This is a genomic window from Pseudomonas medicaginis (assembly GCF_965119365.1).
Taxonomy (GTDB): Bacteria; Pseudomonadota; Gammaproteobacteria; order Pseudomonadales; family Pseudomonadaceae; genus Aquipseudomonas.
On the sequence record NZ_OZ221631.1, the window covers coordinates 1632426 to 1650483 of the forward strand.

At 61.9% G+C, this 18058-nt stretch carries 18 protein-coding genes; 6 read left to right on the forward strand and 12 right to left on the reverse strand.

The features are described 5' to 3' along the window. Position 1 precedes the first annotated feature (1 nt). The 7 genes from ACMTA2_RS07195 to ACMTA2_RS07225 form a co-directional block, all read right to left on the reverse strand. Positions 2 to 712 carry an ABC transporter permease gene (locus ACMTA2_RS07195; RefSeq protein ID WP_413794289.1) on the reverse strand — a complete coding sequence of 237 codons (711 nt, stop codon included), beginning with the start codon at positions 710 to 712 and terminating at the stop codon, positions 2 to 4. Further along, positions 709 to 1437, reverse strand: coding sequence for an ABC transporter permease (locus ACMTA2_RS07200; RefSeq protein WP_413794290.1), 729 nt, complete (start codon positions 1435 to 1437; stop codon positions 709 to 711). The genes ACMTA2_RS07195 and ACMTA2_RS07200 overlap by 4 nt, the downstream gene beginning before the upstream one ends. Positions 1438 to 1494: 57 nt before the next feature. Beyond that, positions 1495 to 2277, reverse strand: coding sequence for a transporter substrate-binding domain-containing protein (locus tag ACMTA2_RS07205; RefSeq protein ID WP_092144170.1), 783 nt, complete (start codon positions 2275 to 2277; stop codon positions 1495 to 1497). A gap of 290 nt (positions 2278 to 2567) precedes the next feature. Continuing rightward, on the reverse strand, positions 2568 to 3716 hold the full coding sequence (locus tag ACMTA2_RS07210; protein ID WP_413794291.1) for an acyltransferase family protein: 1149 nt from the start codon (positions 3714 to 3716) through the stop codon (positions 2568 to 2570). 459 nt (positions 3717 to 4175) lie between these two features. Beyond that, positions 4176 to 5867, reverse strand: coding sequence for an ATP-dependent DNA ligase (locus tag ACMTA2_RS07215; protein ID WP_413794292.1), 1692 nt, complete (start codon positions 5865 to 5867; stop codon positions 4176 to 4178). Then, a complete protein-coding gene (locus tag ACMTA2_RS07220) occupies positions 5864 to 6895 on the reverse strand; it encodes a ligase-associated DNA damage response exonuclease (protein WP_413794293.1) in 1032 nt (343 codons plus the stop codon). The genes ACMTA2_RS07215 and ACMTA2_RS07220 overlap by 4 nt, the downstream gene beginning before the upstream one ends. Before the next feature lie 114 nt (positions 6896 to 7009). Continuing rightward, positions 7010 to 9460 (reverse strand): penicillin acylase family protein, encoded by a 2451-nt coding sequence (locus tag ACMTA2_RS07225; protein WP_413794294.1) that lies wholly within the window; start codon positions 9458 to 9460, stop codon positions 7010 to 7012. A 207-nt stretch (positions 9461 to 9667) separates the two neighbouring features. Here ACMTA2_RS07225 and ACMTA2_RS07230 point away from each other — a divergent pair, with 207 nt between their 5' ends. Next, entirely contained in the window at positions 9668 to 10225 is a 558-nt protein-coding gene (locus ACMTA2_RS07230) for a cysteine hydrolase family protein (protein ID WP_413795606.1), read from the forward strand. A 159-nt stretch (positions 10226 to 10384) separates the two neighbouring features. Here the strand turns inward: ACMTA2_RS07230 and ACMTA2_RS07235 are convergent, their stop codons facing one another. From ACMTA2_RS07235 to ACMTA2_RS07250, 4 genes are all read right to left on the reverse strand, one after another. Continuing rightward, positions 10385 to 10588, reverse strand: coding sequence for an SEC-C metal-binding domain-containing protein (locus ACMTA2_RS07235; protein WP_034154967.1), 204 nt, complete (start codon positions 10586 to 10588; stop codon positions 10385 to 10387). Between the two features lie 5 nt (positions 10589 to 10593). Continuing rightward, the gene (locus tag ACMTA2_RS07240; protein ID WP_413794295.1) at positions 10594 to 11079 is read right to left on the reverse strand and encodes an LEA/WHy family protein; all 486 of its coding nucleotides are present in this window, start codon (positions 11077 to 11079) and stop codon (positions 10594 to 10596) included. 71 nt (positions 11080 to 11150) lie between these two features. Beyond that, positions 11151 to 11639: a YchJ family protein gene (locus ACMTA2_RS07245; protein ID WP_413794296.1), complete on the reverse strand. Its 489-nt coding sequence runs from the start codon at positions 11637 to 11639 to the stop codon at positions 11151 to 11153. A 2-nt stretch (positions 11640 to 11641) separates the two neighbouring features. After that, positions 11642 to 12139 carry a DUF6231 family protein gene (locus tag ACMTA2_RS07250; RefSeq protein WP_413794297.1) on the reverse strand — a complete coding sequence of 166 codons (498 nt, stop codon included), beginning with the start codon at positions 12137 to 12139 and terminating at the stop codon, positions 11642 to 11644. 192 nt (positions 12140 to 12331) lie between these two features. Here ACMTA2_RS07250 and ACMTA2_RS07255 point away from each other — a divergent pair, with 192 nt between their 5' ends. From ACMTA2_RS07255 to ACMTA2_RS07270, 4 genes are all read left to right on the forward strand, one after another. Beyond that, positions 12332 to 13027, forward strand: a complete 696-nt coding sequence (locus ACMTA2_RS07255; protein WP_413794298.1) for a PA1041 family peptidoglycan-binding anchor lipoprotein — start codon at positions 12332 to 12334, stop codon at positions 13025 to 13027. 90 nt (positions 13028 to 13117) lie between these two features. Continuing rightward, a complete protein-coding gene (locus ACMTA2_RS07260) occupies positions 13118 to 13843 on the forward strand; it encodes a PA1041 family peptidoglycan-binding anchor lipoprotein (RefSeq protein ID WP_413794299.1) in 726 nt (241 codons plus the stop codon). 146 nt (positions 13844 to 13989) lie between these two features. Continuing rightward, complete coding sequence (locus tag ACMTA2_RS07265) at positions 13990 to 14262, forward strand: DUF1145 domain-containing protein (protein ID WP_413794300.1); 273 nt, start codon at positions 13990 to 13992, stop codon at positions 14260 to 14262. Further along, on the forward strand, positions 14255 to 15013 hold the full coding sequence (locus tag ACMTA2_RS07270; protein WP_413794301.1) for a collagen-like protein: 759 nt from the start codon (positions 14255 to 14257) through the stop codon (positions 15011 to 15013). The genes ACMTA2_RS07265 and ACMTA2_RS07270 overlap by 8 nt, the downstream gene beginning before the upstream one ends. Before the next feature lie 121 nt (positions 15014 to 15134). Here the strand turns inward: ACMTA2_RS07270 and ACMTA2_RS07275 are convergent, their stop codons facing one another. Beyond that, positions 15135 to 15599: a CopD family protein gene (locus ACMTA2_RS07275; protein WP_413794302.1), complete on the reverse strand. Its 465-nt coding sequence runs from the start codon at positions 15597 to 15599 to the stop codon at positions 15135 to 15137. A gap of 99 nt (positions 15600 to 15698) precedes the next feature. On the opposite strand from ACMTA2_RS07275, the gene dinG reads away from it, so the two are divergent. Continuing rightward, positions 15699 to 17843 carry an ATP-dependent DNA helicase DinG gene (gene dinG, locus ACMTA2_RS07280; protein WP_413794303.1) on the forward strand — a complete coding sequence of 715 codons (2145 nt, stop codon included), beginning with the start codon at positions 15699 to 15701 and terminating at the stop codon, positions 17841 to 17843. The last annotated feature ends 215 nt before the right edge of the window (positions 17844 to 18058 follow it).

Here is an 18058-nt window from a genome sequence, read left to right on the forward strand (position 1 = left end):
CCTAGTGGGTGGGCCCGAGGAAGGCCAGCCATCGGCGTTCGGCGAGGCGGAAGAGGCCCACCAGTGCAAAGGTGACAGTCAGGTAGATCAATGCGGCAATCCCGAACGACTGGAACGTCAGGAACGTCGCCGAGTTGGCATCCCGGGCGACTTTCAGCACGTCTGGAACGGTAGCGGTGAACGCCACGGTCGTCGAGTGCAGCATCAAGATGACTTCGTTGCTGTAGTACGGCAGCGAGCGCCGCAGTGCCGAGGGCATGATCACGTAGGCGTACAGTTTCCAGCCGGTCAGGCCATAGGCCTTGGCCGCTTCCACTTCGCCATGGTTCATGCTGCGAATCGCCCCGGCGAAAATTTCCGTGGTGTAGGCGCAGGTGTTCAAGGCAAAGGCCAGGATGGTGCAGTTCATCGCGTCGCGAAAGAAACTGTCGAGCAAGGGTTGTGCGCGCACTGACTCGAGGCTGTAGATACCGGTGTAGCAGATCAGCAACTGGATATAGAGCGGCGTGCCACGGAACAGGTAGGTGTAGAACTGCACGGGCCAGCGTACGTAGACCCTGGGCGAAACCCGGGCGATGGACAGTGGGATCGATACCACGAAGCCGATCAGCAGCGAGGCGCTGAGCAGCCACAGGGTCATGGCCAGGCCGGTGATGTTGACGCCGTCGCTGTAGAGAAAGGGGCGCCAGTATTCCTGTAGAAGTTCGATCATCGCACCGCCTCCCGGGCTCCGGCGGCGTAGCGGCGTTCAAGCCAGCGCAGGATGAAATTGGACGCGCTGGTGATCAGCAGGTAGATCAAGGCAGCCAGCACCAGGAAGTAGAACAGCTGATAGGTGCTCTTGCCCGCATCCTGGGCCGCCTTGACCAGGTCGGCCAGGCCGATGATCGACACCAGCGCGGTGGCCTTGAGCATCACCATCCAGTTGTTGCCGATACCCGGCAGGGCAAATCGCATCATTTGTGGAAAGACCACGAAGCGAAAGCGCTGGCCACGCTTGAGGCCATAGGCCGTGGCGGCTTCGACCTGGCCCCGGGGGACCGCGAGAATCGCACCGCGAAAAGTTTCGGTGAAATACGCGCCATAGATGAAGCCCAGGGTGATCACCCCGGCGCCGAATGGGTTGATCTCGATGTATTCCCATTCCATGAAGTCGGTAAACGAGGTCAGCCAGGTTTGCAGGCTGTAGAAGATCAGCAGCATCAGCACCAGGTCCGGCACGCCGCGGATCAGCGTGGTGTAGAGCTGGGCGGGAATTCTCAGCAGTTTGACGCGGGACAGCTTGGCGCTGGCACCCAGCAGGCCGAGCGCGACGCTCAACAATAGGGACAGGGCCGACAGTTTGATCGTCATCCAGGTGCCTTGCATCAGCAGCGGGCCGAAACCCTGCAGGCTGAAGGCCGAGAGCCCCAGACTTTGTAGGAATTGTTCGAACATGGAAATTGCCTTTGGCAGAAAAAAGACGCCCACCCGAGACCGGGTGGGCGCCGCGCATTATTTGCCGCTGTACAGATTCAGATCGCCAAAGTGTTTTTTCTGGATCTCGGCGTACTTGCCGTCGTCGTGTAACGCTTTGATACCTTTATCCAAAAGGGCCTTCAGCTCACTGTTACCCTTCTTGATACCGATGGCGGTCTTGGAAGGCAGCAGTTCGCTGTCCACCGGCTTGCTGACTTCATAGCCTTCGCCTTTTGGCGATTTCAGGAAGCCCAGTTCAGCCTGGAGCATGTCCTGGATCGCTGCGTCAAGACGGCCGGAGGTCAGGTCGGCATAGACCTGATCCTGGTTCTGGTAGGCCTGGGTCTTGACGCCGGCCTTGTCCAGCACGGCCTTGGCGTAGGCTTCCTGGATGGTGCCTTGCTCGTAGCCGACGGTCTTGCCTTTGAGCGAGGCAACGTCTTCGCTCAGGCCCGAGCCCTTCTTGAAGACATAGGCCGTTGGGCCGGAGAACAGCTCGCTGGAGAAGTCGATGGCTTTCTCCCGGGCCGGGGTAACGGTCATGGAGGAGATCACGCCGTCGAATTTGTTGGCCTTGAGGCCCGGGATCATGCCGTCGAAATCGCTTTCGACCCATTTGCATTTGACCTTCAGCTCTGCGCAGATCGCGTTGCCCAGGTCGATGTCGAAACCGACCAGGCTGCCGTCGGCGGCCTTGGATTCGAACGGGGCGTAGGAAGGATCGACACCAAAACGCAGTTCCTTGTATTCCTTGGCTGTGGCGACGCCAGCGGCCATGCACAACGCCAGTGCAGAAAGGGTCAGCAGTGCTTTTTTCATTATTGAGTCCCTAAAACCAATTTGAGCGCTTGTGGCGCGTAAGTATTGTTACCGGTGAAGGCGAGAACGGTATGACGGCATAAAGGTAGCAATTTCCGAACCAGAGTGCCGAACAAGTGTTTTAAAAGCTCCGGTGACAGGCAGTGCAATGCGATGGTGCGCGGGGGGGGAGCGTACATCAAAAGATGCACCAGGATGGCGAGTACCCGCCGTCGGTGGCGTAGTGACTGACCGCGCAGGGGCAGGCCTTTGATGGAAAGCCTGCGGTCTGACGTTTTTCGTCCGTTTTTTCAGGCCTCGGTATCAGGTCTCAATACCGGAGCGTTGTGCGAGGGCGAATTGCTCAGCGCTCGCCCGAGGGATTGCCCGGTCATTTCGACATATCGGTAGGTGAACATCGACACCAGGACGACCGTTCCCACTACCAGCAAAGCGATGAGGTTATTGAGCGATACATTCCCGAGGTCCAGGTACCGAGTTCCGTCGATCACCGGTGCAATGTCAACGCCAAGGATTTTCTTCGCCACCATGAATGCCGACACTACGCAAAACAGAACGGCCGCATGGGTCAGGTAGATGGAATAAGACAACTTGCCGAGAAAAGCGAAGCCACGACCGGCCAACAACCGAGACACGGCGCCGCGATCAAAGGCGAATAGCACCACGATGACACCGAACAACGGGCTGGCCCACAACGCCTTGCCTGCAAAATCGCTGATTACGAAAATCGGCGCCACTGTCAGTGCCGCCACTTCAAGCGTGGTCAGTAATCCGGTCTGGGCCCGGCTGGGCTGGGGAAGCCTCAGGTAAACGACGTAAGCCAGACAGCCAGTGAAAAAGTAAGCGAGGCCGCGCAGCGATTCGATGGTGAAGAAGGTATTGCCTGCATACATCAGCGCCAAGGCCACGAGCACCACCGTTACCCATACCCACGTCCTGATGCCGAAGGCGATACTCACGATCAGGGCGAAGATCATGTAGGTGTAATACTCGATACTGATGCTCCAAGACGGATAGTTGAACGACAGCGGGTTAGTCAAATGCGTCCAGGATTGCAACAGCAGCGCATTTGGCAGGATTTCAGAAGGGGCGAACTTTCCCGAGAATGGCACATTGTTGAAGTCCATGCCTTTTTGGGCAGCCCAATATCGACCGCACTCTAACAGTATAAAGGCGCCCAACATAAAGAGGTGCAGGGGAAGCAAGCGAAAGGTTCGTGATATGAAGAATTTTTTAAAGTTAAACTTTGCCGAACGGCCATAGGCGTGCGTCAATACAAAGCCGCTCAATACAAAAAAGAAAGATACAAAGACTTCAGCGTGACGGAAAAACAACCATTCGGTAAAACTACCGCTGACGCGTAAGTGATAGAGCATTACTGAAATGGCCATCAACCCCCTGAAACTGTCCAGTGAATGAAAACGCTGCTCTGCGCGCATATCGGACTCCCCTGCTCGTGTGAATGGCACGTCTTGGATGTCACTCCGGTCGCCATGCCATTGGGGGAGGTCTCGCTCGGCTTCACACTGGGGGGCAGGTGTCGTCGACTCCTCGAATGATGGTATCCCCCGTCACTGTTACATGAGGGCGAGGCGTAGATATGGACGATTGGAGACACTTGAATAATAGTGGGTCTGATGTCACGTTAGCATTGCTCATTAAAAGAGCAAGTCGGTTTTTTTCAGTTGTTATAAATACTCTGGTGACGCAATTACGGCGTCAGAAAACTGCTAGTGTGCAGGGTCTCAATAGTTTTTTATAAGCGTATAAAGCCCATCTGGGTACATATCCTTCAATACTGTTCATCGACGATCCACACTGTTTTCCTCACGTATGTGGGGATGATGGCTGGGCACCAACGCGCCGCAGTTATATTGGCTTTGGTCGCAGAAGGGCGGTCAACCTTTCAACAGGTCCTGAAGCGTCGCCAGCGTGTCCGCCTCCTCGACATTCTTGTCCTGGCGCCAGCGCAGCATCCGCGGGAAGCGCACAGCGATCCCGCTCTTGTGGCGCTTGGACAAGGCAATACCCTCAAAGCCCAGTTCGAACACCAGGGTGGGGGTGACACTGCTCACCGGGCCGAACTTCTCCACGGTGGTCTTGCGCACGATGCTGTCGACCTGGCGCATTTCTGCATCGGTCAGCCCTGAATAGGCCTTGGCGAATGGCACCAGTGTTCGTTCACGACTGTCCGGCGGGTTGTCCCACACGGCGAAGGTGTAGTCGCTGTACAGGCTGGCGCGCCGGCCGTGGCCGCGCTGGGCGTAGATCAGCACCGCGTCGACGCTGAACGGGTCGATCTTCCACTTCCACCACACGCCCATATCCTTGGTGCGGCCGACGCCGTACAAGGCGTTGCGGGCCTTGAGCATCATGCCTTCGACGCCGAGGCTGCGAGAGGCTTCGCGCTGCCGGGCAAGGTCGGGCCAGTCCTGGCCGGTAACGGTCGGCGATGGCAACAGCACCGGGCTTTGAGTACGGGCGATCAGAGCTTCCAGTTGTTCGCGGCGCTCGGCCTGGGGACGGCTGCGCCAGTCTTCGCCTTGCCATTCCAGCAGGTCGTAGGCCATCACCACCACGGGGGCGTCGTCGAGGATTTTCTTGCCCAGGGTCTTGCGCCCGATGCGCTGCTGCAACAGGGCGAAGGGTTGCACGGCCGGTTGCAACGGTGCATCGGGGGCGAAGGCGTCTTCGGTGACCGACTGCGGGGCTTTCCAGACCACGATTTCACCGTCGATCACCGTGCCGTCGGGCAGCGCCTGGGCCAGTGAGTGCAATTCCGGAAAGCGTTCAGTGACCAGATCCTCGCCTCGCGACCAGATCCACAAATGGCCGTCACGCTTGATCACCTGGGATCGGATGCCATCCCATTTCCATTCCACCTGCCAATCAGTGGCGGGCCCCAGCAGCGCGTCGAACTGCTCCACGGGTGCAGACAACCCATGGGCCAGGAAAAACGGATAAGGCTGGCCACCGCGCTGGGCATGCTCATCGTCGGACTCGGCTGCGACCAGCTTGAGGTAGCGGGCTGCCGTGGGGCGATGGGACAGATCGGTATAGCCCACCAGTCGTTGGGCCACCCGCTTGCTGTCCAGCCCGGCCATGGTCGCCAGGGCCCGGGTCACCAACAGCTTGGACACGCCAACCCGGAAACTGCCGGTGATGAGTTTGATGCAGAGCATCAGGCTCGGCCGGTCGAGCTGCGCCCACAGCGCCGGGAGCCGTTCAGCCAGGACGTCGGGCGACTCGCCACGCAACGGCAGCAGTTTCTCTTCGATCCACAACGCCAGGCCTTCATCGGACCGGTGCGGCGATTCGGGCAAGACCAGCGAAATGGTTTCAGCCAGGTCGCCCACGGCCTGATAACTTTCCTCGAACAGCCAGAGCGACAACCCGGATACCCGGACCGCCAGCTCCCGCAGGATTTTTACCGGCACCAACTGCCGCGGACGCCCGCCGGAGAGGAAATACACCGCCCAGGCGGCGTCTTCCGGGGGTGCCTTGCTGAAATACCCTTGCATGGCGGCAAGCTTGGCATTGCTGGAGGTGGTGGCGTCCAGTTCGGCGTACAGCTCGGCGAAGGCTTTCATAGGGGGGCCTCGCCGCTGTCGGGCGCTTGGGCGAGGTCTTCTTCATCGTCGCCGTACTGCGTGGTGAAACCCTGGGCGTCGAGGCCTTGCTCGCACAAGTGGCGCACCAGCACGCCCACCGAGCCGTGCGTGACCATCACCCGCTCGGCGCCGGTCTGTTCGATGGCCCAGAGCAGGCCAGGCCAGTCGGCATGATCGGACAGCACGAACCCCCGGTCCACGCCGCGCCGCCGGCGCGTGCCCCGCAGGCGCATCCAGCCGCTGGCGAAAGCGTCGCTGTAGTCACCGAAGCGGCGCATCCAACTGCTGCCCCCGGCAGAGGGCGGGGCGATGACCAGCGCCTGGCCCATGATCGGGTCGTTCTTCTTGATGTCGCCGGCGTAGATCGTCGGCGGCAGATGAACCCCGGCCTCGCGGTAGACCCGGTTCAGCGGTTCTACCGCGCCATGGGCGAGGATCGGCCCGAGGGTGTCATCGATGCCGTGCAGAATTCGCTGGGCCTTGCCGAAGGAATAGCAGAACAACACGCTGGCCCGGCCGACTGCGATGTTCCCGCGCCACCACTGGTTGATCTCGTCGAAGACCTGGGCCTGGGGTTGCCAGCGATAGATGGGCAGGCCGAAGGTGGATTCCGTGATGAAAGTGTGGCATTTCACCGGCTCGAACGGGGTGCAGGTGCCGTCGGGCTCGACTTTGTAATCCCCCGATGCCACCCAGACCTCGCCTTGATATTCCAGTCGCACCTGGGCCGAGCCCAGCACATGGCCGGCGGGGTGAAAGCTCAAGGTCACGCCATGATGGGACAGGCGTTCGCCGTAGGGCAGGGTTTGCAGGTGGATGTCCTCGCCCAGGCGCGACCGCAGGATGCCCTCGCCGGGTGCCGCAGCCAGGTAGTGTTGGTTGCCGTTGCGGGCGTGGTCGCCGTGGGCGTGGGTGATGACCGAGCGTTCGACCGGGCGCCACGGGTCGATGTAGAAATCGCCAGGCGGACAGTACAGGCCTTCGGGGCGGGCAATGACAAGATCCATGCAGTCACCGGGGTGATGGGCTTGTCAGGTAGAGGCGAGGGTGGGGAGAGAAGTTCTATTGGGTTTGATGCGGTGGGAGCACGCCTTGCTCCCACCGCATCAAGCGTGTGGCGGCTATTTACCTGGCACCAAGGTCAACCGTGTCTTGCCATAGGCCCGGTCGAAGTTCTGCGGTTGTAATGGCAGGTTCTGGTACTGGCCCTTGATCCACGGATCGATGCCATTGGCATAGTGCGGGCTGGCCGGGTTGCCGGACTGGCCGGCGCCGTCCTGGATCATCAACGGCTCGGGTTGGCCGAAATCAACGATAAAGCGCATGGCAGGTGCCAGGGTGGTCGTGAAGTCCTGGCCCCAGGCGAACGCGGCCGTGTTGAGCGTGGTGGCGTCACCACCGGCCGGCAGTGGGCCGCGTACGATCTGGTCGGGGCTGTTCTTCCACGCGTAGCGATGCAATTGCCCCCACTGCCAGGCCTTGTGGTCACCGCCCAACAGGCTGTCACCGGTGCTGATGGTGGCGGCCAGGCTGCGGGCGAGGATGACGGCCTTGTCTTCTTTCTGGGGAGTGCGCACATCGTCCCAGAACGGGCTGTCTTCACGGCCCAGCAGATGATCGGCCTGGGCCGAGTAGGACAATTGGCCGTTGGCGACCAGTGCCTGCCACGCCGGGCTGCTGTCCGGGCCCAGCTCGTCGAGGAAAATCTGCTTCATGCTTTCCTGCAGGAACAGCTCATAGACCGCCGCGTCGGCGGAGGTCGGGCTGAGCCGGCCATCGAATGCCATCAAGCGGGTATAGGCCTCGCGAGCCTTGGCCCGGTCAGTCACCGGCAGGGCTTCGATCGCCTGTTTGAGCGGCTGGCTCATGCCCGGGGCTTCGAAGACTTGCTTGAGCTTGGCCGCGAACGTCGTGGTCTGGTCGTATTGCATGGCGGTCAGGCTGCGGGTGTCGTGCTTGCCGGCGCCGGCCAGTTCGGCCATGCGTTCGCCGCGTTCCGGCGAACCCCAGGAGTTCGATAACTGCATGCCGTAGCCATGGGGAATGACCCGTTGGTTGGCCGTGCCGAGCCAGCCCTGGGCCGGGTCTTGATCGTAGGGGTGCAGCATCGGGTCGGCATAACCGTCCCAATCGTAGCGGCCGTCCCAACCCGGCGATGGCAACAGGCCTTCGCCTTCACGGCGGTTCGGGTAGCGACCGGTGACTTGCCAGCCGACATGGCTGGCGTCGGCAAAGACCAGGTTCACGGCCATGGCGCGGATTTCCCGGCTGGCATCGGAGGCTTTCTCGACGTTCTGTGCGCGAGACAGGTCGAAAAAAGCGTCCAGGGTCTTGTCGTCACTGAGGCTCGGCGTCTGCAAGGCCAGGCCAAAGCCGTTGGCCATGGCGGGACCCTGGGCGCTGTTGAGCAACGGGCCGTGGCGGGTTTCGAACACGGCTTCACGAATCGGCCGCTGGCCTTTGATGAAGTAGGTTTCGTTGCGCACGATCGCCGGTTGCCATCTGCCGTTGACCTCGTAGGACAGGCCATTGCCCTGGCGGCGGATCTTTTCCAGGAACAGGTCCTGGTTGTCCCCCAGTACGCTGGTCATGCTCCAGGCCACTTTGCCGTTGAACCCGGCCAGGATCATCGGGATGCCCGCCACGGAGATCCCGGCCGCCTGGTACTTGGGGGCGCGGATCTGTACGGGGCTCCACAGCCCCGGCATGCCCAGCGGCCCATGGCTGTCGCTGGCCAGCAGGCTCTTGCCGCTGCGGCTGCGTTGCGGCGCGATGGCCCAGTTGCTTGCAGACGCAGCACCCAACAGGTTCAGCCCGGCCAACTGGCGGGTAGCCTTGCTGATCTCGTTCAGGCCCGGGATCTGGCCGTTGAGGCGCAGGCCCTGGAGCTTGTCGGCCTCGGCCATGGGCAGTTGCTCGTCCGGATAGGAAGGGCTCAGCCAGGCGAGTTTGTCGTGAGTGACGGTCTGGGCCAGTACCAGGCTGGCGATTTCTTCCGGCAGGTTGGCCGACTGGCTGAAATTCAGCAGGCAGAACATCAGCGCCGAATCTTCCGGTTTCCAGTATTCAGGTTTGTAGCCGGTGGCCGCCAGGTCCGACGGCAACTTGTCGCGATAGCGGAACAAGTAGGCGTTGACGCCGCGGGCATAGACTTCGAAGAAGCGCTTGAGCCGTGGCGAAGACGCCTTGTACAGCTCGTCGGCGTTTTTCTTCAGGTTGACGGCGCGCATGTAGCGGTCCACGTCCAGCCGTTCGGCGCCGGACATTTCTGCCAACCGCCCCTGGGCCAGCAGGCGCAGGGTCACCATCTGGGTGATGCGGTCGCTGGCGTGGACGTAGCCGAGGGTGAACAGGGCATCATGGAAGCTGTTGCTTTCGATCAGCGGCATGCCCGTGGCATTGCGCCGGACCGAAACGTTCTGCGCCAGCCCCTTGAGTGGTTGCACGCCAGACGTGGGCGGGACGGTGTCCTGGGCATTCCAGGTCTGGCATCCGCTCAAACCGAGCACACTGGCCACTGCGGCGACAACGCCGAACCGGGGGATGAAGGAAATAGAGGCTGGCGAGGCCATGGCAAAGCTCCTGCGGGAGGGGGGGTGGCACCAATAAAGGCGCTACGTTAGTGAGCAGGCGGGGGCCGCGCAAGCGGGGCTGAGGGTTATTTGTTGATTTGGCGATGAAACTCCGGGGCCGGTCATCGCTTTTGCTCGAACGCTTGCCTGTTGGAAGAGGTGATGCTCAAGTGTGGACCTTCAATGACCGAGCAAGAGAAAACCTGCATGGAGCTACAGAACGACGCGGCGCTGATCCTCATCGATCAACAAAAAGGCATCCTTCACCCCAGGCTCGGCCCTCGCAACAACCCCGAGGCAGAGCTGCGCATGCTGGAACTGCTGGCGTTCTGGCGACACACGGCGCGACCGGTGATTCACGTCCACCACTTGTCCCGTTCGCCGGACTCGGTGTTCTGGCCGGGGCAGTCGGGGGTGGAGGTCCAGCCGCGGTTCGAGCCCATGGCCGGGGAATGGTTGGTTCAAAAGCAGGTGCCGGATGCGTTCAGTGGCACGGGCCTGGAGCAAGACCTGCGCAACGCCGGTATCAGGCAACTGGTGATAGTCGGCGTGGCGACGCACAACTCGGTGGAGTCCTCGGCGCGTACGGCCGGCAATCTGGGATTCGACACCTGGGTGGTTGAGGACGCCTGCTTTACCTTCGACAAGACCGATTACTTCGGCCAGGCCCGTTCGGCGGCCGAGGTACATGCCATGTCCCTGGGCAACTTGCACGGGGAGTATGCGACGGTGGTCGCTGTGAGGCGGATTCTGGAGGCTGGCTGATACATTAAGCCGTGAATGTGCTGGCCTCATCGCGAGCAAGCCCGCTCCCACATTGACTCTGCGGCGATCATTGGATATCGCCTCACCGCAAATCCCCTGTGGGAGCGAGCTTGCTCGCGATGACGGTCTAACAGGCGAAAAAGTTTTTCGCCCGGACCCTCAAGCCCCGTGGCACTTCTTGAATTTCTTGCCATTGCCGCATGGGCAAGGGTCGTTGCGACCGACATCCTTCAGGGCATTGCGCACCGGTTCCTGGTGGGCGTGGCCGCAGTTCGGGCCGTGGACGTGGCCGTGGTCATGTTCATGATGATGGTCGTGATCGTGGTTGCAATCAGGGCCGTGGACGTGAGGTTGCTGGGTCATCGGGGTTACTCCGCAATTAAATCGGCGGCGATTATCACGCCATTGCGCGCCAGGTGCACGTAGTGGGCGATGAATAATCCGGTTTCCAGCTCACCTTCCAGACGATAGGGGATCTGTTCCCGGGGTTTCTCCAGCAGCTTCACCACTTCGCGCACCTGCGGCCACAGGTTGGTGCGCACCGGCACCCTGAAGTAGGCGCTGTGCCTGGGGCGCACGGTGAACCAGTGTTCATGCTCACCTTCGGTCAGCAACAGGTCGCCCAGGTGGACGCGGTAGGTCAGGCCGCGAACGGTCAGGTCGCTGTCGCCGGGGTTGTCGACGCGAAAGTGCAGCAGGAACTTCTGCTCCAGCAGCCGGGCCCGCACCACCTCGACCTTGACCAGATGCACCTGAGGTTCAGGGGCTTCTTCACCTCGCCAGGATGCACAGCCGCCGAACCCGATGAACAGCAGCAGGCAGGTGACGCGCAGCAAGAATGATGGAAGGGTCATGTCCGTGCCTCTGGTTTATCCCCAGTCTAGCCCGATGGGCCGATGGGAGAGCGTCGGACGTTCGCGAAAAATCAGCGATTGAAGTAACCGGCGCAGCACTTCTTGAATTTGTGCCCGCTGCCGCACGGACAGCTGTCGTTGCGCCCTGTCTTGACCGGCACGGTCGGGTCGATGAAGTACCAGCGCCCGTCGTTTTGCACGAACGAAGACTGTTCACGGTGGCTATGCTCGCCTTGGCCGTCGTGCCAGCGTGCCGTGAACGTGACGAAGGCGTGCTCCGGTTGCCCACCGAACACTTCGCTGCTTTCCACTTCCAGCCCCAGCCAGGTGCTGTTGGCGCTCCACTCGCTCATGGACTGGCGATCGAGGCCTTGTTGCTGGGCGGGCAGGGTGGTGGCGACCAGATAATCCACCAGGCCCAGCACGTAGGCGCTATAGCGCGAGCGCATCAAGGCTTCGGCACAGGGCGCCGGGTGACCGTCGTGGTAGTGGCCGCAGCAGGCCTCCAGCGGGTTGCCACTGCCGCAGGGGCAAATGGGCGGGTGCGAGCTTGTGTTCACAGTTACCACCAATATTTTCCAAAGTTTTCCGGGTTGGCCCAGAAACGCGAGTTGAGCCAGTCGGGGACTTGTTTGTATTCAAGCAGATCATAGGTGAACAGGGTCAGCACCTGATCGTCACGTTGGAATCGCTCACTGGCTTGCAGGGCCAGGGAAAAAAAGTCCGTCTCTTGCCAGCCGCAGGCGTTGAGGTCGGCCAGCACCGCGATGCGGCTGGCGTTGAGGTTGCGGATGCCACCCAACAGGTTCAGACCCTCGCGCTTGGGCAAATGCTCCAGGCAATCGAGTGCCAGGGCCAGGTCAAAACGTCGCGCCGCCACGTTCGCCGGCAATGCACCGGGGCCGGCGTGGACCACTTCAGTGTCGGGGTGGGCCTGCTGGAATGCTTGGAGTGCGGGAAAATCGCTGGCACCGATCAGCAGCAGTGTTTGCGGGGCATAACGGTCAAGCACGGCCGCCAGGGCTTGCTGGGGCGTACGCGAAGAAATGGCAACGGTCATCGAAGTTCCTCAGTCAGAACCACCACGATAGCCTGCCCGGACAGCATGGCCTAGAGCGGTTTGTCCCTGAATGTGCGCAAACGTCGCAAACACGGGGCGAAAACCCGTGATTGCTCAAGCTGGCGCAGATTCGAAGTCGGGTCTTTACTCCCCTGAATCGGCGTTAAGCCGATCCCTCAAGGAGAAAACCCGATGAGCATAGTTCGGACAGCGTTACCCCTGGTTCTGCTAACCAGCGTGTTGACTGGTTGCGCAGGTTTGCAGAAAACCGACTGGCCGACCTGTGCGGCCGTCGGCGGTGCGATCGGCGCAGGATTGGGCGCCACCGAAAGTACTTCCTGGGCCGGCGGCGGCGCGTTGTTCGTCGGCGGCATGGCAGCGGCTTATTGCTGGGTGCACGGTGACGGCGACGAAGACGGCGATGGCGTGCCGGACAGCCGCGACAAGTGCCCTGGCACACCGAAGGGCGTGCAGGTCGATGCCGACGGCTGCCCGCCACCCGCTCCGGCGCCGATGGTCGAAGAGGTGGTCGTGGTCCAGGAAGAAACCATCGTGATCCGCGATGTGCATTTTGAGTTCAACAAAGCCACGCTGACCCCGGCCGACAAGGATGTGCTGAGCACGGTCGCCACCCGGCTGAAACAGGAAACGTCCACCGCGCAACTGCGGGTCACCGGCCACACCGACAGCGTCGGCAGCGATGCCTACAACCAGAAACTGTCGGAGAAACGGGCCAACTCGGTGGTGCAATACCTGATCGAGAACGGCGTGCCGCGGGCCAGTTTTGTTTCGGTGTCCGGCGCCGGTGAGAGCCAGCCGGTGGCCGACAACAAGACCGCCGACGGTCGCGCGATGAACCGCCGCACGGAAATCCGGATAAACCGCTGAAACCCTTGTCATCCGCGGCTTGTCGAGTGGCGGATGCGGGTCTTTACTCCTGTGTGACCGGTATGGGCCGGTGACACAGGAGCCTTCACCATGAACGTTCTAATCAGGGCCGCCTTGCCGGTGCTGCTTGCGAGCAGTCTGTTGTCCGGTTGCGCCACTCACAGCGACGGCAGCGCCCCCCTCAATCAACGCACCTGGCCAATCTGTAGTCTGATCGGCGGCTTGGTCGGCGGCGGTTTGGGGGCCATTGAAAGCAGCGGTTGGGCCGCCGGTGGCGCCGCCTTGGGGTTACTGGGCGGTGGTTTGATCTGCTACGCCCAGGATGGCGATGAAGACGACGACGGTGTGTTCGACCGCCGCGACCGTTGTCCCGATACCCCGGCCAATACCCCCGTCGAGCATCACGGTTGCCCGGTGCCGCAATACCCGGCCAGCGCGCCACCGGTCGAACCGCAAGCGCCGGCGAGCGAGGTCATTACCCTCAACGATAGCGGCAAGGTGTTGTTCGATTTCGACAAATCCGATCTCACCGCAGAGGCTCGCAGCCAGCTCGATGGGCTGATGGGCAAGCTCAGCCATGCCAATGTCACCCATATCCGGGTGGTGGGCCACACCGACAGTGTCGGCAGTGACGCCTATAACCAGGGGCTGTCTGAACGTCGGGCCAGCAGCGTCGTGGAATATTTGCTGACCCAGGGGCTGGCCCCCGACAAACTCACCAGCGAAGGCAAGGGCGAAAGCGAGCCGGTGGCTGACAATGAGACCGACGAAGGGCGGGCGCAGAACCGTCGGGTTGAATTGCATCTCCAGCGTTGAGGTACGGGCCAGGGCCGCCGGGTCGTCGGGAGGACGAGCCGGTGGGCCAGGGTTCGGATTGGATTAAATTTGCCGGGCCCTCTGGCTTATCCGGCGCCCATGCCGTTACTGTGCGCGCAAAGAATAATTCTCCATCAGGGGGGCGTATGAAGGTGTTTTGGGGGCTGGGGCGCTTGCTGACCCTGCTGTTCTGGCTGGTGGTACTGGTCAATCTGGTCGTGCCGTTCGTCCATCCGCTGCATCTGCTGGTCAATGGCGCCGGCGCGTTTCTGCTGGTGCTTCATCTGCTGGAGCTGCTGTTGTTCCGGGCCCGTCTCCGTGGCCGCCCCGCGGCTGGCCGTGATCGCCTCAGAGTGTTGCTGTTCGGCATCTTCCACCTGCAAACCCTCCCGACCGCGCCAGAGGCTTCCCATGCGTAAATTGTGTCTGCTTTTCGCACTCGTATGTCCGTGGGCTTCGGCCCAGGTGCTCCAGGTCGAAGGCCATTCGTTGATGCGCCTGCCCAACACCACCAGCACCTTGGCCCTGGAACGCCTGGACGTGGCCGACTATGGCACGCTGCTGGTGCCTTCCAATGTCAAGGAACTGACCATCGAGCAATTGCACCTGGGGCGTGAAGCGCGGATCGCCATCGTACCGGCACAGCAGGTACTGGAAATGAAAGTGGCCCGGGCCGACCTGGGCGAAGGCAGCCAGATCACTTCACGCGGTGCGCCGGGGACCTACACCAAGGCCGCACGGCCGGGGCGCGATCTCAACCTGCGTTTCAAGGCGTTGAATGCGCCGTTGTTGTCGGTGGACGCCCGCGGTGGCACCGGTGCGCCGGGTTACGTCGGCCTTGACGGTGCCAACGGCCAGGCACCGGGTTGTACCTGGGGCTCGGCCGGTCGCGGTGCCGACGGCAGCAATGGCAGCGATGGCCAACCGGGAGCCGCTGGAGCGCAGGTACGCCTTGAACTGCCCCAGGCCTACCCTGCCGAGCAGATCAGGGTGACGGTGGACGGCGGTGCCGGTGGCGCGGCGGGACCTGGGGGTAAACCTGGGGCTGGGGGCAAGGCCAAAGGCTGCCTGGTCTATACCGCGGACGGCGGCAAAAGCGGTCGTGCCGGTGCCGACGGCCAGCCCGGGCCTGCCGGCGCGGCGGGGGCGGTGACGGTGCAGCGGTTCTGAAGAAAAATCTGATCTGAACCTGTGGGAGCGAGCTTGCTCGCGATGGCGTTGTGTCAGTCGATGACGTGTTGCCTGATACACCGTCATCGCGAGCAAGCTCCCACAGGGTTTTATGTGATGTTCAGAACATCGGCCGCGCCGCGCCAATCGCCACCACCAGCAAACCAATCAACAGATTGATCCCCACCAACTGCCGGATCTTCCCCAGTACCGCCGCTCCTGCCGGCCAATCCTGGGCCGTCACGGCGTTACGCAAGGCTGGCAGCTGCAAGCCCTGGATGCGGATAAACAGCGCTGCCATCACCACGTACAACCCCATCATCACCTGTACGTAACGCGGCGCGGTTTCGAAACCGGCGAAGCGCAGATGGATCAGGCCTACACCGCTGATCGGCAAAAGCACCACTGCAATCCAGACCCAGACAAAAAAACGCTGAAACACTTCTACCCACAGCTTGAGCCGGGCAGGGCCCTCGAGTGCCGTCATTGCGGCAGGGCGCAGGATCATCCAGGCGAAAAACATGCCGCCGACCCAGACCAGGGCCGCCAGTAAATGCAGGGTGTAGACGAAGGCAAAGGGTGTCATTGGGTTACTCCGTTCTGCGCAGGATTCATTAGCGGGGTATGATAGCCGCCGATCCGAACCACTGAAAATTTATCCAGCGTTTTTAGCGCCCGACCATTCATGATCAGCACCGAACTCAAAACCACGATCCAGGGCGCCTATTCGCGTTTTCTCGAAGCCAAGAGCCTCAAGCCGCGATATGGCCAGCGCCTGATGATTGCCGAAGTGGCAAAAGTCCTGGGTGACATCGACACCGATGACGAAGGCCGGCGCAGCGGCGAGCCTGCCGTCGTGGCGGTGGAAGCCGGCACCGGTACCGGCAAGACCGTGGCCTACAGCCTGGCGGCGATTCCGACGGCCAAGGCGGCGGGCAAACGCCTGGTGATCGCCACGGCCACCGTCGCCCTGCAGGAGCAGATCGTCTACAAGGACCTGCCCGACCTGATGCGCAACAGCGGGCTGAACTTCACGTTCGCGCTGGCCAAGGGCCGCGGGCGCTACATGTGCCTGTCCAAGCTCGACATGTTGCTCCAGGAAGGCCACGCGCAAACCGCCACGGCCCAGTTGTTCGAAGAAGAAGGCTTCAAGATCGAGGTCGATGAGGCCAGCCAGAAGCTGTTCACCAGCATGATCGAGAAGCTGGCCGGCAATAAATGGGACGGCGACCGCGACAGTTGGTCCACGGCCCTGGAAGACGCCGACTGGTCCCGCCTGACGACCGACCATAGCCAGTGCACCAACCGCCATTGCCCGAACTTCGGCCAGTGCGCCTTCTACAAGGCCCGCGAAGGCATGGGCAAGGTCGACGTCATCGTCACCAACCACGACATGGTCCTGGCTGACCTGGCCCTGGGCGGCGGTGCGGTGCTGCCGGACCCGCGCGACACGATCTACGTGTTCGACGAAGGCCATCACCTGCCGGACAAGGCCATCGGCCATTTCGCCCACTACACCCGGCTGCGCTCCACTGCCGACTGGCTGGAAACCACCGCCAAGAACCTCACCAAACTGCTGGCCCAGCATCCGTTGCCGGGCGACCTGGGCAAGTTCATCGAACAAGTGCCGGAGCTGGCGCGGGAAATCAAGACGAACCAGCAGTTCATGTTCACCGCGTGCGAGCAAATCGCCGATTTCAAGCCCGGCGAAGACGTCGAGGGCCGCGAGCGGCCACGCCACCGGTTTGTCGGCGGGGTGATCCCCGAGCACATGCGCGAAATGGGCATCGAGCTCAAGAAAGGTTTCGCACGCCTGACCGACCTGTTCACACGCCTGACCGACCTGCTCAAGGAAGGCATGGATGGCGAGGTCAACATCGGCATCGCCAGCAACCAGGCCGAGGAGTGGTACCCGCTGTTCGGCAGCCTGTTGTCCCGCTCACAGGGCAACTGGGAACTGTGGACGGCCTTCACCGCTGAAGACCCGGAAGACAACCCGCCAATGGCGAGGTGGCTGACCCTGGCCGAAAGCGGTTCGCTGTTCGATATCGAGGTCAATGCCAGCCCGATCCTGGCGGCGGAAATGCTACGCCGCAACCTGTGGAACGTGGCCTATGGCGCGCTGGTGACGTCCGCCACGCTGACCGCCCTAGGCACGTTCGACCGCTTCCGCATGCGCGCCGGCCTGCCGAAGAAAGCCGTGACCGCCGTGGTCCCGAGTCCTTTCCACCACGCCGACGCCGGCGTGCTGCGGGTGCCGGACCTCAAGGCCGACCCACGGGATGCCGCCGGCCATACCGCGGCGATCATCCGCGACCTGCCGGAACTGGTGGAAGGCTCACGGGGCACCCTGGTGCTGTTTTCCTCGCGCAAACAGATGCAGGACGTGTTCGACGGCCTTGACCGTGACTGGCGCAAGCAGGTGTTCATCCAGGGCAACCTGTCGAAGCAGGAAACCCTGAACAAACACAAGGCGCGGGTCGATGGTGGGGATTCCAGCGTGCTGTTCGGCCTGGCGAGTTTTGCCGAAGGCGTGGACTTGCCAGGTGCCTATTGCGAGCACGTGGTGATCGCCAAGATTCCATTCTCGGTCCCCGATGACCCGGTGGAAGCCGCGCTGGCCGAGTGGATCGAAGCCCGAGGCGGCAACCCGTTCATGGAAATTTCCGTACCGGACGCTTCGCTGAAGCTGGTCCAGGCGTGTGGTCGATTGCTGCGCACCGAAGAAGACCGCGGCACCATCACCTTGCTCGACCGCAGGCTGGTAACCCAGCGTTACGGCAAGGCGATCCTGAACGCGCTGCCACCGTTTCGGCGGGAGATTTCCTGATGCCCCGTCATTGTGTGGTCAGGGAGCTATTTGTGGCGAGGGGATTTATCCCCGCTGGGGCGCGAAGCGGCCCTGAAACCAGGCGATCGGAGTGCCAGGGTATGCAGAATTGGCTGTTCGGGGGCCGCTTCGCAACCCAGCGAGGATAAATCCCCTCGCCACAAGGGCAGTGTCCAGCCAGCCGTCCTGTGGCGGTTCCCAAATGACCTAATGCC

Coding starts and splice junctions, on each gene's coding strand:
- ACMTA2_RS07195 (WP_413794289.1), bottom strand. CDS start 712: ATGATCGAACTTCTACAGGAATACTGGCGCCCCTTTCTCTACAGCGAC.
- ACMTA2_RS07200 (WP_413794290.1), bottom strand. CDS start 1,437: ATGTTCGAACAATTCCTACAAAGTCTGGGGCTCTCGGCCTTCAGCCTG.
- ACMTA2_RS07205 (WP_092144170.1), bottom strand. CDS start 2,277: ATGAAAAAAGCACTGCTGACCCTTTCTGCACTGGCGTTGTGCATGGCC.
- ACMTA2_RS07210 (WP_413794291.1), bottom strand. CDS start 3,716: ATGCGCGCAGAGCAGCGTTTTCATTCACTGGACAGTTTCAGGGGGTTG.
- ACMTA2_RS07215 (WP_413794292.1), bottom strand. CDS start 5,867: ATGAAAGCCTTCGCCGAGCTGTACGCCGAACTGGACGCCACCACCTCC.
- ACMTA2_RS07220 (WP_413794293.1), bottom strand. CDS start 6,895: ATGGATCTTGTCATTGCCCGCCCCGAAGGCCTGTACTGTCCGCCTGGC.
- ACMTA2_RS07225 (WP_413794294.1), bottom strand. CDS start 9,460: ATGGCCTCGCCAGCCTCTATTTCCTTCATCCCCCGGTTCGGCGTTGTC.
- ACMTA2_RS07230 (WP_413795606.1), top strand. CDS start 9,668: ATGGAGCTACAGAACGACGCGGCGCTGATCCTCATCGATCAACAAAAA.
- ACMTA2_RS07235 (WP_034154967.1), bottom strand. CDS start 10,588: ATGACCCAGCAACCTCACGTCCACGGCCCTGATTGCAACCACGATCAC.
- ACMTA2_RS07240 (WP_413794295.1), bottom strand. CDS start 11,079: ATGACCCTTCCATCATTCTTGCTGCGCGTCACCTGCCTGCTGCTGTTC.
- ACMTA2_RS07250 (WP_413794297.1), bottom strand. CDS start 12,139: ATGACCGTTGCCATTTCTTCGCGTACGCCCCAGCAAGCCCTGGCGGCC.
- ACMTA2_RS07255 (WP_413794298.1), top strand. CDS start 12,332: ATGAGCATAGTTCGGACAGCGTTACCCCTGGTTCTGCTAACCAGCGTG.
- ACMTA2_RS07260 (WP_413794299.1), top strand. CDS start 13,118: ATGAACGTTCTAATCAGGGCCGCCTTGCCGGTGCTGCTTGCGAGCAGT.
- ACMTA2_RS07265 (WP_413794300.1), top strand. CDS start 13,990: ATGAAGGTGTTTTGGGGGCTGGGGCGCTTGCTGACCCTGCTGTTCTGG.
- ACMTA2_RS07270 (WP_413794301.1), top strand. CDS start 14,255: ATGCGTAAATTGTGTCTGCTTTTCGCACTCGTATGTCCGTGGGCTTCG.
- ACMTA2_RS07275 (WP_413794302.1), bottom strand. CDS start 15,599: ATGACACCCTTTGCCTTCGTCTACACCCTGCATTTACTGGCGGCCCTG.
- dinG (WP_413794303.1), top strand. CDS start 15,699: ATGATCAGCACCGAACTCAAAACCACGATCCAGGGCGCCTATTCGCGT.